Below are 16,904 nucleotides of genomic sequence, written 5' to 3'. Positions count from 1 at the left end.
TCACCCGTTGCTGCCGTAGGAGCCGTCCCAGTACTTCGACGGGGCGCCGGGGTCTCCCAGCTCGGCGTACTGGGTCATCAGATTGATGGTTTCGGTCCACTTCGCCTCGGCGTTGACCCCGGGCGTGCCGCCGGCGGCGACGTCGAGCAGCGGCACGGCCAGCGTCAGCTGCTTGACCAGCACGTCCTTCTCAGGCTCGTTCTCGGCCAGTTCGGCCATCGCGTCGACGGCGCCGGGGATGTCCTTGGCCGCCTCGCTCCAGGACCTCTGGGTGGCCCGGACGAACGCCTTCACCATGTCCGGGTCCTTGCTCAGCGTGTTCTCGTTGACCACCAGGCCGGTGCCCAACATGTTCATCCCCCAGTCGGCGTAGAGCAGGTAATCGACGTCCTTGCCGGTTTTGGCCTCGATGGTCGGCGCCTGATCGTGGAAGAAGCCCTGGATGGCGTCGACCTTGCCCTCGGCGAGAGCGGCGATCTTCCCGGCCGCGTCGAGGTTGACCACCTTGACGTCCTGCTCGGAGAGCCCATTGGCCTTGAGCCAGGCGGGGAAGGTGGCGTAGATGGCATCGCCCGGGGTGCCGCCCACGGTCTTTCCCTTGAGATCGGCGGGTGCCTTGATTCCGGTCTCGGCGAGGGATTCGATGGAAGCCGGGCCCTTCTGGAGGAACACCCCCACGCTCTTGACCTTCATGCCCGAGGTGATGCCCTTGAGCAGTGGCGGAGTGTCCGCCCAGCCGAAGTCGGTCTGCTCCTGGGCCACCGCCTGGATGGTCTTCCCGGACCCTCCGCCGGGTTTGATCGTCAGCTTGATGCCCTCGGCATCGTAGAAGCCCTTCTTGACCCCGTAGTAGAACGGAGCGTGCTCGCCGTAGGGAACCCAGTTCAGGGTCAGGTTCACCGTTCTGGCGCCGTCGGCGGCGCCTGGCTGTTCGGCGTCGCTGCCGCCGCAGGCGGCCATCGTTCCCGCCAGCAGGAGCACGGCGGCGGTATACCCAAGACTTCTCATTGGCGATGCCTCCCGAAGCATCCGGCGGGGGGGTGGGGGTGTGTGGAGCGATTCAGGACGTGGTCAGCGGTACGCCGGTACGACGGCTGGCGTGCCACGGGATGAGCAGGGCCTCCGCCACCTCGACGATGACGAAGAGGACGATGCCGATCAACGACATCAGGAACAGGTCGGCGAAGAGCAACGGGGCGTCCAGATTGCCGTTGGCCAGCAGCAGTACGTAGCCGAGACCCTCGTCGGCACCGACGAACTCGCCGACGACGGCGCCGACCACCGCCAGGGTCACGGCGACCTTCAACCCGGCCATCAGATGCGGGAGCGCGTTCGGGAATTGGATCTTGCGGAACGTCTTCCACCGGCCGGCGCCCATGGTCGCGGACAGGTCGATCAGCTCCGGATCCGTCGATCGCAGACCGGCCACCCCGGAGATGACAACCGGGAAGAACGCGATGAGAACGGCCAGGACGATCTTCGGCGTGAGCCCGACGCCGAACCAGACCACGAGCAGCGGGGCGATCGCGATCTTCGGAATCACCTGGGCGAAGAGCACGATGGGGTAGATGGCCTTCTCCATCGTGGGTGAGTAGGCGATCAGGACAGCGGTACCCAGACCCAGCAGGCCGGCCAGGATGAAGCCGATGACCGTCTCATACAGCGTCACATACGTGTTCCGCATCAGAAACGCCCAGTCTTCGATCATGGTCTCCCAGACCTGGCCCGGGGTGGGCAGCAGGTAGTTCGGCATCAATCCGAGCTCGGCGACGAGCCACCAGACGGCGAAGACGGCGGCGAGCAGAAGCGCGGGTCGCCAGAGCGCCCCGGCGAAGCGCAGCAGGCGAATGCCAGGATGGTCGGCTCGCCCTGTCGGGACGGGTGGGCGATTCGCCGGAGCGGTTACCTCGGTGGACGTCCCGGCCCGTGCCCCTGTCGGAGTCGTCGTCGACGCGGACTGGTTCTTCGCATCCAGGTCAATGCCGTGGTCAGCCGCTTGGTTCTGCACAGGCACTCCTTCTCCGGGTCGGATCACCGTGAGGGCGGAAGCTGGGCGCGACCGCCTCGCAGAGCCAGGAAAGGGCTTTCCTAGTCCGATTGCCACGACCGTAACCAGCCGGACACGTACCCGTCAACGGTTCTTTTCACTCGACTCGCCCAAAAAGGGGCACAGTTTCCGAAATGTGCTGGATGTGAGCATCCAATCCCTTGCCCGGCCCGCCTCCGCCAACCCTGGGCGACAAAAGGGACATTCACTCGCGAACCACCCTTCGAGGGACCTCTTGACCGCCACCCTGTCTTCTGTTTACGGTCGAAAGCGCTTTCCTAGGAAAACGCTTACCTGTCCGCTGATCCTGACCGCACGTCCACCCCCCAGCCACTGTGAGGGAAGATGGATCACAGCACGCCCCCGACCACCAGCCGGCCCAGACGCAGGCGACGGTGGTTCGGCGCGGCCGCCACAGCCGCCGCTGCGTTGCTCCTGCCGTTCCTGTCGACGCCACTCCCCGTCCACGCCGTCTCCCAGACCGACATCCCGCCCCAGGAACCGGGCGTGACGATGCGCGTGTACGACGTGCAGGTCGCCCTGTTCGACTACTGCGTGCTCAAACCAGGCCAGACACCCAACATCGACAAGGTGATGCCGACGATCGACTGGACGACCACCGCGGACTTCGGGTTCGCGAACCAGTTCGTCACCGAAGTGAGCGGCAACCTCAACATCACCACCGCCGGGACCCACGACTTCCGGCTCATCAGCGACGACGGCGCACGGTTCTTCCTCGACGGCACCCAGGTGATCGACCACCCCGGCCGCCACGGCGCCACCCCGAAGGACGGCTCGATCGACCTGACCGCGGGCTACCACGCGCTGCGCATCGAGCACTTCGACGCCCAGTCCACCAAGCGGCTGCGGCTCGAGTGGCGGCCACCGGGCGCGACCGGCTACACCCTCGTGCCGACCTCGGTGCTGAGCACCGACTCCGAGGTCGTACGGGTCACCTCACCCGGCCGCAAGCAGTGTGAGGGCGTCACCGACGCCCCCGGCGACGGGCTGCCGCTGACCGGTGTGCACCCGGCCTACACGCTGACGAACCTGCGCCCGGACGGCTTCCAGCCGCAGGTCACCGGCATGGACTGGCTGCCGGACGGCCGGCTGGCCATCTCCACCTGGGGCGGTGACCGGGTGACCGTGCTCGGCGAGGTCTACCTGCTCGACGGCGTCACCGGCAACACCGACCCGAGCAAGGTGACCATTAAGAAGATCGCCCAAGGCCTGCAGGAACCGATGGGCCTCAAGTACGTCGACGGCACCATCTACGTGTCGGAGAAGCACCAGCTGACCGCGCTCGTGGACAAGACAGGCGACGAGGTCACCGACGAGTACCGCAGGATCGCGACCTGGCCGTTCAGCGGCAACTACCACGAGTTCGCGTTCGGCCTGCTGTACAAGGGCGGGTACTTCTACGTCACCACGGGCATCTCGATGGTCCCCGGCGGCGCGACCGCCAACCCGCAGCCCGTTCCCCACCGCGGCAGCACCCTCAAGATCAACAAGAAGACGGGCGAAGTGACCTATATCGCCAGTGGGCTGCGCACGCCCAACGGCATCGGCTGGGGGCCGGGGAACGACATCTTCGTCACCGACAACCAGGGCATGTGGGTGCCGGCGTCGAAGCTGGTGCGGATCAAGGAGGGCGCCTTCTACAACCACTACGTCAACCCGAGTGGCACGTACGACGACCAGCCGGTGACCGAACCCGTGCTCTGGTTGCCGCACAACGAGATCTCCAACTCGCCGAGCAACCCGATCGTGCTGCCCGACGGCGTGTTCAAGGGCCAGATGGTGTTCGGCGACGTGACCTACGGCGGTCTGCAGCGCGCGTACCTGGAGAAGGTCGCGGGCGAGTACCAGGGCGCCGTGTTCCGCATGACCCAGGGGCTCGAGTCCGGGGTGAGCCGGATCGGCCTCGGCCCGGACAACGCGATCTACACCGGCGGCATCGGCTGGGCGGGCAACTGGGGCCAGGCGGGCAAGCTCAGCTACGGCCTGCAGAAGCTCAGCCTCAACGGCGCCGAGGCGTTCGACATCCGCAAGATGCGGGCCGTCAAGGGCGGCTTCGAACTCGAGTACACGCAGCCGCTGTCCGACGAGACCGCGCAGAACCTCGCCGCCAAGTACAAGGTCAAGCAGTGGCGGTACGTGGCGACGCCCCAGTACGGCGGCCCGAAGATCGGTGAGCAGACCCTTGAGGTCACCTCGGCGACCCTGTCGAAGGACCGCAAGAAGGTGACGCTGAAGATCACGGGCCTGAAGCCGGGCCACGTGGTGCACGTGCACTCCCCGCGCCCGTTCGACTCGGCGTCCGGTCAGGAACTGTGGAGCACCGAGGCGTGGTACACGCTCAACCGGCTGGCCGACGGCACGACGGCGCCGGCCGAGTACGAGGCGGAGTCCGCCAAGCTGGCCGGTGGGACCGGCTGGAACACCAACCACGCCGGCTACTCGGGCGCCGGTTTCGTCGACCGCAACTGGGAACCGGGCGCCAGCACCACGTTCGCCGTCCGCGCCGACAAGGCTGGCCGCCACGACATCGAACTGCGGTACGCGAACGGCCCCAACTCGATCCCCACCAACCCGCCTTCGAAGTCGATGAGCCTGTACGTCAACGGCAAGAAGGAGAAGCAGATCTGGCTCGCCCCCACCGGGGCCTGGGCCAACTGGGCGACCCAGACGGAGACGGTGACGCTGCGCCCCGGTGCGAACACCATCGCCTACGTCTACGAAGCAACCGACTTTGGACGCGTCAACCTGGACAAGATCACGGTGACGCCGTCGAAGAAGCGGATCACGCTGTTCGACGGCACCAACCTCGACGCGTGGGAGACGACGTCCGGCGCCCCGGCGACGTGGCCCGTGGCGGACGGGACGATGGAGTCGCTCGGCGGTGACATCCGCACGAAGGAACGGTTCGGCGACTTCCGCATGCACGTCGAGTGGTACCAGCCGCACTACCCGCCGGAGGTCACCGGGCAGGCCCGCGGCAACAGCGGCGTGTACATCTTCGAGAGCTACGAACTGCAGGTGCTGGAGTCCTACGGGCGACCCCCGGAGCTCAACGGCGCCGGCTCTCTCTATCTGAAGAAGGCGCCGGACGTGAACGCGGCGCGGCCGACCGGCGAGTGGCAGACGTACGACATCGAGTTCCGTGCGGCGCGCTTCGACAACGCGGCCAAGAAGGTGGAGGACGCGCGGATAACCGTGAAGTGGAACGGACAACTGGTGCACGACAACGTGGCCATCAACGGCCCGACCGGCGCGGGCAGAGCGGAGGACCCGGCCCCGGGCAAGATCAAGCTACAGGACCACGGCGACCCCGGCGACAACCCACGATTCCGCAACGTCTGGATCGAACGGCTCTGACACCACCGAGCCGCTGACCCCGCGATGGTGACCCTCGCGACGCCCGGCGTCGCGAGGGTCACCCTTCACGCACCACCGACGGGGAGACCCGCCTCCCACCGGACAAGGCGCCCGGCACAGGGAAGAGGTGCTACCGCCGCGCCGGGCCGGCGCTCTCCCGGCGGATGAGCTCCGCTCCCACCCGCACGATACGCAGCACGTCATCGCCTTCGGCCGGCTGCAGGGCGAGGATCACGGCGCGGGCGCCCATGTCGGCGAGCGGGAGACGGATGGTGGTGAGCGCGGGGGTGACATCCGACGCGATAGGCATGTCGTCAAAGCCGATCACGCTGACCTCGTCGGGAACAGCGATGCCACGCGAACGCAGCAGCGCGAGGGCGCCGATGGCCATCGAGTCGTTGAGCGCGGCCATGGCGGTCAGCTTCGGCTCAGCGTCGAGCAGCGCCGCGGCGGCGGCCATTCCGCTGGTGCGGTCGAAGTCGCCGTATGCGATACGCCGGGCCGGCAACCTTCGTCCATGCTCCCGCGCAGCGCGGCGCAGCCCGGCGAGCCGGTCCGTGGTGGTGGTCATCTGCTCAGGACCGGCGATGACCCCGAACCGCCGGTGGCCCAGGGTGTACAGCTCAGCGGCCAGCAGGTAGCCGCCCTTCTCGTTGTCGGGCAAGACGGCGTCGCCGACGTGGTCATGGCGGCCGATGACCACGGTTCGGCCGCCGGTGGCCTGGTAGACGCGCAGCTTGCTGTTCATCTTGGCGGTGAAGGCGTCGTCGTGGTAACCGGAGCCGGCGAGAATGATCGCCGCGACCTGATGGGCACGCAGCAGCTCGACGTATTCGAGTTCTCTGTCCGGGTTGCGGTAGCTGTTGCAGGTGATGACGAGTCGCCCGTTTTCGGTAGCGACACGTTGCAGCCCACGGATGATCTCGGCGAAGTACGGGTCTGAGACGTCGTGCACGATGACGCCGATCGTGCTGCGGTGCGAGCGGGCGAGGAGCTGAGCGTGCGCGTTGGGCACGTACTGCAACTCCTCGACGGCGGCCAGCACCCGCTCACGCAGAGCTTCGGCCACGGGCTTGGGGTTGCCGTTGATGATCCGCGACACGGTGGCTGACGATACGCCAGCCAGACGTGCGACATCAGCCAGTGTCGCCACAGATCCAATCCCTCCCCGTGCGGTTTCACCCAGAATAGCCACTCAGGAAAGCCCTTGCCTCAGCGGCGGGAGCGATCAGCGCACCGAGTAAGCGCTTACCTTGCAGCTCGCCGTCCGCGGAGCAAGACGGGTGCCGGTCGGCCGCAACCAGATGAGCCCACAGCGACACACAGGTCTCCCTCGCAGGAAACTCACAATTTTACCTTATATTACATTAAACCCAAATGCACAATAATGTCGTAGCGGCTTTTCGCCACTCACATTTACCGGGAAAAGCCGCTTGGGTTCAAGCTGTCGTCGGTCCACGTCGCCAAGGAGATGCGGCTGATGTTCACCTCGCGACCGAGAATTCGTTCGGCCGCTCGCGCCGCGTCGTAGAGCTCGTCCGCGGATCCCACGACGAGGGCGTCGATATCACGTGGCGGCGGTCCGGCCTGATTCGCGTATCGAGCAGCCCAGGAGCCGTAAATGTACGCCTCGTCGATGCCGGAGATCGGCTCAAGAAGAGGCGGCAGGACGGCTGCCGGACCGAAGGTCACCGCCAGTGGATCGGTCAGTGGCCGCGCGACGATCATGTCAGGATCGGCGCGGACAAGACGAAGGTTGCCGTGTCGCCTCTCCGACGTCGGCCCGGCATCCATGAGCCGGTCCACCTCACGACTCACCGTCGCCCGGGACGAGCCTGTTCGTGCGGTGAGGTCGGTTGTCGAATACTCGTTCTCCGGATGCAAATACAGCCAGGCGAGCAACTCCCTTGTGACGTTGGAACGGAGTAGAGGTGGCATTGCCCTCATAGATGAATACCGCCATCCACCTATAGCAAGTAGTTCACTTTGGGCGATCGTTCGAACACCTATCGTGGCGATATTCGCACAGGGCGTCGGCGGCGGTCGAACGATCGGCTCCGGCCGCCGTGGCGTCCCGCCAACCCCCTCGCCGAGCCGCATCGGGGCTGCTCAGAGGGCGGGCGCTGGAGGGCAGAGGCGGTTTGGAAAATTCATTTGCCTCGAGGGCGCGGAGTTTCATAACGTACAGGCACGCCGAAAGGAGGTGGTCCGAACGATGGTTGATCATAGTTGGGCTAGCGAGGTGGCTGTCCGCTAGGACGCCGCGACCGGACTCTGTCCGGGCGTCAGGCGACGTTCGGCGAATCCACGACAATCACCGGAACCCCGGGCCGCCGGAGGCGGGCGATCCCGCCTGTAGTCCACCGGCCCTCCTGCCGAGCAGGGGGAAGTGGCCCGGGGTTCTTCCCTTTCCCGGGCTTCCCGCGCTCCTCCTTCTCGATCACCCTCTCCCGGCCGGGAGGAGCCTGTGGGCGAGGTCCGACCGGCGGCGCCACCTCGTACGGCGGGGATTCGCCGGTCAGTGCTGCCTCAGCGTTCCCATCGTGTTCCCTTAGTGCTCGCCGCGTGCGGGGACGCCGAGGGCGGTGCAGGCGTCACGGTAGAGGCGGACGACCTCCGTACGGACCTGGGTGCGTTCGGTCAGCGTGGTGCTCCAGGGGACCCGGACCGTGATGTCCCGCCCGTCGACCACGGCGGCGAACTCGATCGCCTCGGCGTCGACACCGGTCGTCGTCGCGCCGGTGGCCTCGGGTTGCCCGCCGAGGCCCCTGCAGATCAGCAGCGCGTCATCGGCGTGGTCGTCGTTCATGTGGCGCTTGATCGCCTCGACCACGTCGGGGGTGAAGGGAGTGCTCATGTTCCAGAGCGTAACCAGCGCCCCGCCTCACCCGAGCGCGGGTGCCGGGCGCCCCGCCTCACGCGCCGTCGGGACGAATCCCACCGGGTGGCCCCATCGGGCCGACCTCACACCTCGTCGGGCACGAAGTCGCCGACCCTCTTGAGCTCGGCCGAGATGTGGGACTGGAGCGGCTGCCCCATGGAGGCCATGTCGTACGCCCACATCAGGTTGCCGTTGACCAGGCCGTAGAGGCGGTGGCCCGCGGTGTACTCCTTCGCGGTCGCGGTGCGGGCCACCACGTCGGTCTGGAGCTCGATCTTGTTGAAGACCACCTCGCCGACGTAGATCTCCACGATGCCCGTGGGGTGTGACAGGCACACCTCAAGCTGACGGCCGGGGAGCTGGCGCCAGAAGCCGGTCTCGGTGCCCAGCGGGCGGACCTTGCCGCCCTCCTCGTCGAGCAGCCAGGTGCGGCTGCTGTAGGTCAGGAACGGCTTGCCGTTGTGACCGAAGACGATCTCCTGGCCGAAGTTGAAACTCTCGATCGTCGGATATCCACCGACCCCGGCGCCTTCCCATCGACCCACGAGGAAGGAGATCGGCTCAAGATCGGGATGCAGTTCGGGAACGTCCATGGAAACGAGCCTAGAGCCGCTGCGATATGGTTCGCGCCGGTGATGCCGGGCCACATAGGCTGCGAACATGGCACGATCACTGGTGATCAAGGTTACCGCGGGCGAAGACTCGCCTGAGCGCTGCAATCAGGCCTTCACCGTGGCCGCGGCGGCGTTGGCGAGCGGCGTTCCCGTCTCGCTCTGGCTGACGGGCGAGTCCGCCTGGTTCGCCCTCCCCGGACGGGCGAAGGAGTTCACCCTCCCGCACGCGGCCCAGCTCGGCGACCTGCTCGACGCGGTGCTCGCGGGCGGCAGGGTGACCCTGTGCACGCAGTGCGCGACCCGACGGGACATCACGGTCGACGACGTGATCGAGGGCATACGCATCGCGGGCGCCTCCACCTTCGTGGAGGAGGTCCTGGAGGAGGGCGTCCAGGCCCTCGTCTACTGAGAGCATCGGAGCACCCGCTGCCGGCGGAGACGCCCCGCCGGCAGGAGCGACGCCTGATCAGCGGGGCAGCACCGCGGTGAGGCGCTCCTCGCGAAGCCGGTCGAACCAGGAGTCGTCGATCGGCGGCAGCTGGGCGCCCACCGCCCAGGTGAGCAGCAGGTCGGCGAGGCCGGGGTTGCGGGCGAGCGCGGGACCGTGCAGATAGGTGCCGACGATCTTGCCGGTGTAGCAGCCCTCGGTGCCGTCGCCGTTGCCCGTACCGACCGCCGTCCGGGCCAGCGGCCGGATCCCGGCCCCGAGCCTGGTGACGCCCATGTGGTTCTCGAAGCCGGTGAGCGTGGAGATGCCCAGTGCCGGGTCCGCCTCCCCCGCCAGCTCCCCGACGGCCCGGCCCTGACCGCGCCCGCTGGAGATGTCGATCAGGCCGATGCCGTCGACCGGCTGGCCCTCCTCACCACCGAACGTGGTGCCGATGATCTGGTAGCCCGCGCACACGGCGAGCAGGGCCGCGCCCCGCTGGATGGCCCGGTGCAGGCCGCCGTCGCGCTGGAGCCGCTCGGAGGCGAGGATCTGCGGCCGGTCCTCACCGCCGCCGATGAGGTAGATGTCGCCGCTCTCGGGAACCGGGTCGGCCGAGCGTACGTGCACGGTCTCGACCGGGATGCCCCGGCGCTTGGCGCGCTGCTCCAGGACCAGGACGTTGCCCTGGTCGCCGTACGTGCTCAGTAGGTCCGGATAAATCCAGACAAGGCGCAGAGCGCTGTCAGACTGCACGACCGAACTCCGATCGGATCTGCTGGAAGGCGGTGTAGTTGGCGATCACGTCGACCTTGCCCGACGGTTGCGCGGCGAGCGCCTGCTCGAACGAGTTCGCCAGTTGGAACGGCACGTCGGCCACGTCCAGCCGGAGCGCGAGGTCGAGCCGCCGTTCGCCGGTCACGAAGACCGGCCTGCCGCGCAGCACGCGGTAGTCGACGTCCCACAGCCATGAGGTGTCGCGACCGTCGGGCCCCTGGGCGTTCACCGAGAGGATCACCGGAAGCGAGGCGTCGAGCACGTCGAAGGCCTCCAGCCATCCGGCCGGGTTCTTGGCGAGCAGCAGCCGGGCGTGCCGGCCGTCGCGTTCCACCGTGGTGTATCGGCCGGCGACCGACTTCACCTCGCGCAGCCGGGGCAGCGCCCGCTCGACCGGCAGGCCGAACACCTCCGCGGTGGCGAGCGCGATCGCCGCGTTGGCCCGGTTGGCGCGCCCGGGAAGCTGGATGTCGAGCACCCAGCGCTGCCCGCGCGGGTCGATCACCGCGTCGTCGTCGAGGACCCAGGACGGCTCGGGCCGCCGGAAGGTGCACTCGCGGCAGGCCCAGTCGTTCTCCCCCGCCGTCGAGGTGGCACCGGCGCCGATGCTGCCGGGCGGGACGTACTCCATGCCCTTGCGGTCGAGGGGGCCGCCGCACTCGGGGCAGCACCAGGAGTCCTCCTTCCACGGCTGTCCCGCCGACACCCAGGTGACCGAGGCCGCGGTGGAGGCGCCCCAGGTCACCAGCGGGTCGTCCGCGTTGGCGATCACATGGGTGTTCTTGCCGGCGAGCGCCCGCCGCCACTTCTGGGCGAGCAGCCAGATCTCGCCCGCCCGGTCCATCTGGTCGCGGCTGAGGTTCATCAGGCAGACGACCCCGGCCCCGGTGGTGTCGATCACCTCGGGCAGGTATTTCTCGTCGACCTCCAGCACGCCGTACGGGGCGTGCTTGGCCGACGACAGCGCCGAGACGTGCCCGGCGGGCATGTTGGCGCCGAAGGCGTTGGTGGCGACGTCGCCGAGCTCCGACAGCGCGGAGGTGATCAGGCGGGTCGTCGTCGTCTTGCCGTTGGTCGCGCTCACCAGCGCGAGCTTGCGGTCGTGCGCGAGCTTGCGCAGAAGATCGGGCTCCAGGACCAGGCTGACCCTGCCCCCGATCACCGATCCGTCCCCACGCCCGGTGACCCGGGACAGGGTCGCGGCCGTCCGGCCGAGAGCGGTGGCGAGCTGCGCCCGCAGCGGAAGCTGAGTCATACCGTCTCCTCGCTTGGCGACCCGTCACGGGACGACCCGGCGGCCGACCGGCCCGGCCGCGGGACCGGAATCACCGAATCGTTCATGCCGCAGATCTTAGCCCTGCTTCGGCACCGTCACCCCCGGAGGCACGTCACACGCACCCCTCGGTGACGGTGAAATGGGGAAGCCTTCGCACCCGGTGAGAAAGCACCGAAAAAAGCCGACAAACAACACCGTCCTCACCCCTCGGTGAAGACGAGTTCCGCCGACTCCGGCGAATCCTCGTCGAAGGGCTGCACGAACCGGCCTGGCCACGACAGCACACTCTCCAGCCAGCCGGCCCCCATGGCCTGGGACACGTGCCGGAGCCGCTCCGCCGGGTCGAGGCCGATGGTGACCGTGAGGATGTCACGCTCCACGCTCTCGCGGTCGTCGTCACCGAGGATCACCCGCCAGGCCAGCTCCCGGTTCCTCTCCACCTCCATGGACAGCGGGTGGTGGCGCAGCGCCTTGGCCCGGTGGCCGAGCAGCTCGGTGCCCCCGGCCGGACGGTTGAACAGCGCGTACTCCATGACCGGCGCGGAGCCGCGCGGGTTGGGCGCGGGCTGGCCGTACGGGAAGAGCCTGTCCACCTCATGCAGCCACCGCACCTGCGGGATCACCCAGGCGGGTCCCGGCCGCTCGCCGGGGTCGCGGTCGGGGCCGAGCAGCCTGGTCCCGACCACGGCGACCTGCTCGGTCAGCGTGGTCGGGTCGTTCACGGTCCGCAGCGACCACGCGCGACGGCCCACGCAGCGTTCCACCGCCGTGGCCAGCAGGCATTCGCGCCGTCGCGGCGGGAGATCCGCCCAGAGGCCGGCGAGCGCCCTGGGCACTCCCGGCAGCGGCCGGTTGGTGCAGAACGCCAGCACCAGCGTGTCGGCCCAGATCCGCAGCCACGCCCAGTCGGAGGCCGCGGCGAGCAGGTCCGCCTCGCGCAGCTCGACCAGCGTGCACGCCCGGCCGGTGCGGCACTCCTGCCCGCAGGCCGCCGAGCGACGACCACAGATGGGCGGCATCTGGCCGGGAACCGGACGCTCGCGGTCCTCGCCCAGCGGCACCTGGACGCGCAACGGCCGGTCCATGCCGTCGGCGAAGACCGCGGCGACACCGGGAGGGAGCGAGACGACCTGCCGGGACTGCTCCTCGCTCAGGTTCGTCGCCGCGCCGACCAGCTGGCGGTCGTCCTCGGCGGGGAGCCGGTGGATCACCTTCAGCGCGGTGTTCTTCACCACGTCGGAGACGAGCTTCGTGGGGATCTGCTCGGCGACCACGATGCCCTCGCCGTACGCGCGGATCTCGGCGAGCATGCCCGCCAGGAGTTCGACGGCGTGCGTGCTGGCCCGCCCCGCGCCCCGGTCGCGCAGCAGCCGGTGTGCCTCCTCGATCACGATGACGTGCTTGAGCCCGCTGCTGCGCTCCTTCCTGGCCCGCATCCGCAGATGCTCCACGATCCGGATGATCAAGGTGCCCATCAGGAACGCCTTGTCCTCGTCGTTCGCGACGTCCTCGATCGCGAGCACCACGTTGCGCTGGAGCAGGTCGCCGATGTCGGCGGGGTGCCCGCCCTCGAAGAACCGGCCCGCGGAGCCCACCCGCAGCGACCGCAGCCGCAGCGAGATGAAGCCCTCCACGTCGGCCTGGACCTCCTTGCCGTAGCCGATCTCCTTGATCACGTCCATCGCGTGCTGCTGAAGCTGTTCGAGGGTCGGCACGGCGGGCCGGACGGCGGCGCCGGGGGCGGCCCAGCCGGTGACCACGTCCCAGCCGTTGGCCTCGTACACCCGCTGCAGGGCGAGCGACATGATCTGCGGGAACGGCTCCTCGGCGTCGAAGGCCGCCATGAACAGGGCTCGGACCATGTCGATGTGCGCCTGGACCGGGTATCCGGGCTCGGGGGCGAGCGGGTTGACGCTGAACGGCACGCTCTCCGGTGCCGACGGGTTGATCACGGTCACCGGGGCGAAGTGCTCGATCCTGCCGCCCATCGAGGCGTACTCGGACTTGGCGGGCTCGATCGCGAGCCACGGGATGCCCGCGCCGGTGAGCTGTTCCAGCAGATGCCTGACGGTCTGCGACTTGCCGGAGCCGGTGGCGCCGGTGATGAACGCGTGCCGGTTGAGGGTGGCCAGCGGGACCTTGAACGAGCCGACCGGCCTGTCCTGGCCGTCGAGGATGGACCCGAGCTCGACGGTGAGCTCGCCGGGCACGGTGTCCGCCTCGCTGGTCACGTCGAAGAAGCCCGCGTCGAGGACCCGTACCCCCGGCACCTCCCGGTGCGGCAGCCCGGCGAGAGCGGCGAGCGCCCCGGCGGTGGCCGCGAACGGGGAGGCCGCGCCGTCCGCCGGGTCCTGCAGGGTGGTCGCGAGCGCCTCGGCGAAACCGTAGACGGGACCGGACAGCGCGCTGCGCAGGCGGTAGGGGTGGTGGCTCATCTCGGCGGAGCCGACGAGCACCGGGGCGATCTGGCGCAGTTCCTCGGGACCCGCGGCGCCGGCGAGCACCCGGACGTTCCAGAGCCCGGCCTCGCGAAAGGCGTCCAGCTCCTGCATGCGCCGCTCGGCCCGTTCCGCGTCGTAGCGGGAACGCTCGGAGGCGTCACCGTACTGCCGCAGCACGTTGAGCTGGGTGCGCAGGTGCGCGACCTCGGCGTCGAGCAGGTCGGTCTGCTCGGCCACCACCAGCCAGGCGAACGGCCGGGACATGAGCGTGACCAGCGTCGACTCGAAAAGCGTGGGCCGCCTGATCTCGTCGGCGTCCGGCTCTCTGCGTCCGCCGAGCGGAGGTGCCTGACGTCCCGGGCAGACGGTCCAGGCGAGGTCGGACAGGTCGCGGAGCCACTCGTCACCGATCCGGACGCCACGGGCACCGCTGGGGAAGAGCAGCGGTTCCGGACCGCCCGGGACCTGCTCGGCCTCGGTGGCGGCCCTGCGGGGCGGGCGTGGCGGGGTGAGCGGCCCCGCATTGGTGATCAGCTCCAGCGGGGCGCCCGACCCTCGCGAGAGCCAGCCGACCACGAAGGGACGGTTGCGCTGGGCCGTGGAGAGCACCGCGGGCAGGACGGTGACGAAGTCCCACTCCGCGGAGGAACTGCGCGAGGGCGCCGTGATCGCCTGGATTCTGTACCAGGGCCCTGTCAGGGCGTTGGGCGGACGGGACACACTTGGCTGCATTTGGTCTCCACCCGGGGGACCCGGCTCCAGGCCGGAGGGTTGACGCTTCACGGATCGCTCCGTTGTACCGGCCGACGCATGATCGAGATCGAGGGTAGGTCACCCCCGCGACCACGGTCGAACCTGACTCGGGGCTCGCACCCTGGCATTGACCATCCCATTACGACATACGGACGCCTCGTTGACGCACCCGGCGAAAACATCGCCGCCCGAACGATCCTCACCCGAGTTCCCACCCCCCTGAGCGGGCCCCTCGGCGTGGACCGGAATCTCATCAGCGACGGCGCCAGTCGAGCCGCGCCGGAGGCGGACCGAGGTTGGGCGGCGCGTCCTCGAACGCGCTCGACGCGCGCGGCTCCGGCTTCTTCTCCTGCGCCTGTTCCAGCGCGGCCTCCTTGATCTCGTCGAACTCGCCCAGCGTCGTCTTGGGGAAGGTCAGTATGGCCGGGTTGGCGTCGGCGAGGCGGACCCTGCGGCCCTCGGCGGTGGCGTCGGTGACGATCACCGAGGTGGTGGGGAGCTGCTGGAGCTGATGGGGCTCGACGAGGAACTCCCTGGAGCGGTGCAACACCCGCTCGGTCTCCCCCATCGCCTTGGTCGCACGGCGGCCCCACTCGGTGGAGGAGGTGATGTCCTCCTTGAGGTCCGTGTGGTTCACGTCGCGCTCCTCGTCGCCCTCGTCCGCCTGGCCGACCGTGGAGACGTAACCGCCGTCCATCCCCGCCCCCGCGGCACTGATCGTCTCGGTGAGCTGGGCGAGCTCCAGGCGGTGCTCGGTGCCGACGTGCTCGCTGGCGATCCGGGCGTCCTCGGCGTTGCCGAGCCGCATGAACGTCACCGCCGCGTGCCCGCGCCCGAGCCGCTCCCGTACGGTCGGGGTGAGCGCGCGGTAGGTGAGCACGAGGCCGGTCCTTGAGGTCTCGCAGGCGTCCATCAGCCGGTCGAGCACGTCGCCACGGAGTTTGTCCGCGCCGGCGACGATGATCGTGTGGTACCACGGCCGCTCGGAGGCGGGCGACTGGCGCAGGATGTGGGTGAGCGCGGTCGCGACGTACGTGCCGAGGACACGGTTGCCGAACACGCCCGCCTGCCGGTCCATCGACACGACCCGCAGGCGCGCGGGCGGCAGGCGCACCGCCTCGGAGCCGAGGGTCTCCAGCTTGCGCAGCTGCGACTCCAGCGCCCACGCCCGCTCGATCACCACCCGGTCGCTCACGCCCCGGCCGAACAGCGTGCCGATCCGCTCCAGCTGGGTGGCGGTGATCAGGCCGAACCGCAGGTCCTCGCGGGGGTCGCCGACCTGGGCGAGGGCACGCAGGGCGGCGGTGACCTGGTTGATCGTGGCGCTCTCGCCGAGGACCTCCAGGACCCGCTCCAGGATGGCGTTGTCGAACGACAGATCCCTCGTCGTACGGTGCTCCTCGCTCACGCTCACGACGTGGGCGAGAACGTCGGCGAAGGCCTCCGGGGCGAGCGTGGCGCCCAGGTCGAGCCGGGGCAGGTCGACCGGCAGCACCCAGACCAGCGGGTCGTCGCCACCCCTGCGCGCGAGTTCGATCAGGTCCTTGGCGATCGCGCCCTCGGACAGGTCGAGCACGGTCAGGTGGCCGCCGCTGTAGAGACGGGTCGCGCCGAGCAGGGTGATCAACGCCGACCAGCCGGGCAGGGTGCCTCCGGCCACGTCGATCCGGTCGATCTCGTCGGGCACGGCCACGGCGTACCAGGTCAGCTGGCGATCGTGGCGCTCCTTCTTCTCCGCCCACTCCCGGTATCGGGCGGCGTGCTCCTCCTGGGCGAGGAAGAGCTCCCGCTCACGTTCCTCCCGCAGCCGGTCACCCGCCACCTCGCGCTCCTTGATGCGCTGGCGTACCGCCCGGTCGCCCTGGTAGACGGCGTAGCTGCAGAACGCCGCGATGCCACCGGCGGCGATCACCCCGACGGCGGCGAACGACCAGCTGAGCATCTCGGTGAGTCCGAGGACGAGGATCAGGGTGGCGAGCGCGGCCATGAACCCACGGACGATCTTGACCGGCCGGTTCAGCAGGTCCTCGTTGAGGCGTTCCCTGCGCACCCACTCGGGGTCGAGCGGCTCGGGAGGATTCTCGACGGGCGAGGGTCGCTTAGGAGCCGGACCCGGATCAGGGTGCAACAAGGCGTACTGCCAGCCCAGGTAGATCCGGTCCGCCTGGAGCTGCGCATGCTCGGGATGCACGTCCGCCACGGAACCTCCGCCATCGGGCTCATCGAAAGCCTCGGAGACAGCGTAAGAGTTCGCCATCGTATTCGGGCAGCGTTCCCGTCAATCCGCTCCATTTTCCCCAGGTTTACCTG

General features: G+C 68.9%; 12 protein-coding genes. 2 read left to right on the top strand and 10 right to left on the bottom strand.

The window, feature by feature from the left end:
• Window positions 1-1,008 (bottom strand): ABC transporter substrate-binding protein, encoded by a 1,008-nt coding sequence (locus tag AB0B96_RS37975; RefSeq protein WP_362906783.1) that lies wholly within the window; start codon window positions 1,006-1,008, stop codon window positions 1-3.
• A gap of 52 nt (window positions 1,009-1,060) precedes the next feature.
• Entirely contained in the window at window positions 1,061-2,008 is a 948-nt protein-coding gene (locus tag AB0B96_RS37970) for an ABC transporter permease (RefSeq protein WP_362906781.1), read from the bottom strand.
• A gap of 384 nt (window positions 2,009-2,392) precedes the next feature.
• Between AB0B96_RS37970 and AB0B96_RS37965 the strand changes: the two genes are divergently transcribed.
• Window positions 2,393-5,425, top strand: a complete 3,033-nt coding sequence (locus AB0B96_RS37965) for a family 16 glycoside hydrolase (protein ID WP_362906779.1) — start codon at window positions 2,393-2,395, stop codon at window positions 5,423-5,425.
• Between the two features lie 130 nt (window positions 5,426-5,555).
• Here AB0B96_RS37965 and AB0B96_RS37960 read toward each other — a convergent pair whose 3' ends face one another.
• The 4 genes from AB0B96_RS37960 to AB0B96_RS37945 form a co-directional block, all read right to left on the bottom strand.
• Window positions 5,556-6,578, bottom strand: a complete 1,023-nt coding sequence (locus tag AB0B96_RS37960) for a LacI family DNA-binding transcriptional regulator (protein WP_362906777.1) — start codon at window positions 6,576-6,578, stop codon at window positions 5,556-5,558.
• 263 nt (window positions 6,579-6,841) lie between these two features.
• On the bottom strand, window positions 6,842-7,327 hold the full coding sequence (locus AB0B96_RS37955; protein WP_362906775.1) for a helix-turn-helix domain-containing protein: 486 nt from the start codon (window positions 7,325-7,327) through the stop codon (window positions 6,842-6,844).
• A 649-nt stretch (window positions 7,328-7,976) separates the two neighbouring features.
• Window positions 7,977-8,282, bottom strand: coding sequence for a DUF2470 domain-containing protein (locus tag AB0B96_RS37950; RefSeq protein ID WP_362906773.1), 306 nt, complete (start codon window positions 8,280-8,282; stop codon window positions 7,977-7,979).
• Window positions 8,283-8,389: 107 nt separating this feature from the next.
• Window positions 8,390-8,899 carry an FABP family protein gene (locus AB0B96_RS37945; protein WP_350943099.1) on the bottom strand — a complete coding sequence of 170 codons (510 nt, stop codon included), beginning with the start codon at window positions 8,897-8,899 and terminating at the stop codon, window positions 8,390-8,392.
• Window positions 8,900-8,966: 67 nt separating this feature from the next.
• Between AB0B96_RS37945 and AB0B96_RS37940 the strand changes: the two genes are divergently transcribed.
• Window positions 8,967-9,329 (top strand): DsrE family protein, encoded by a 363-nt coding sequence (locus AB0B96_RS37940; RefSeq protein WP_350943097.1) that lies wholly within the window; start codon window positions 8,967-8,969, stop codon window positions 9,327-9,329.
• Window positions 9,330-9,386: 57 nt separating this feature from the next.
• Here AB0B96_RS37940 and AB0B96_RS37935 read toward each other — a convergent pair whose 3' ends face one another.
• From AB0B96_RS37935 to AB0B96_RS37920, 4 genes are all read right to left on the bottom strand, one after another.
• On the bottom strand, window positions 9,387-10,103 hold the full coding sequence (locus AB0B96_RS37935) for a glutamine amidotransferase (RefSeq protein ID WP_350943096.1): 717 nt from the start codon (window positions 10,101-10,103) through the stop codon (window positions 9,387-9,389).
• On the bottom strand, window positions 10,093-11,379 hold the full coding sequence (locus tag AB0B96_RS37930) for a MurT ligase domain-containing protein (protein ID WP_350943094.1): 1,287 nt from the start codon (window positions 11,377-11,379) through the stop codon (window positions 10,093-10,095). Before AB0B96_RS37930 ends, AB0B96_RS37935 begins: the two co-directional genes overlap by 11 nt.
• Before the next feature lie 221 nt (window positions 11,380-11,600).
• Window positions 11,601-14,573: an ATP-binding protein gene (locus AB0B96_RS37925; RefSeq protein ID WP_362906770.1), complete on the bottom strand. Its 2,973-nt coding sequence runs from the start codon at window positions 14,571-14,573 to the stop codon at window positions 11,601-11,603.
• Window positions 14,574-14,847: 274 nt separating this feature from the next.
• Complete coding sequence (locus AB0B96_RS37920; protein ID WP_362906768.1) at window positions 14,848-16,794, bottom strand: hypothetical protein; 1,947 nt, start codon at window positions 16,792-16,794, stop codon at window positions 14,848-14,850.
• Window positions 16,795-16,904 lie beyond the last annotated feature (110 nt).

The sequence above is a fragment of the Streptosporangium sp. NPDC049046 genome (assembly GCF_040649155.1).
Classification (GTDB): Bacteria; Actinomycetota; Actinomycetes; order Streptosporangiales; family Streptosporangiaceae; genus Streptosporangium.
The sequence above is the reverse complement of the archived record's forward strand: the minus strand, read 5'-3'. Positions and strand labels throughout refer to the sequence as shown.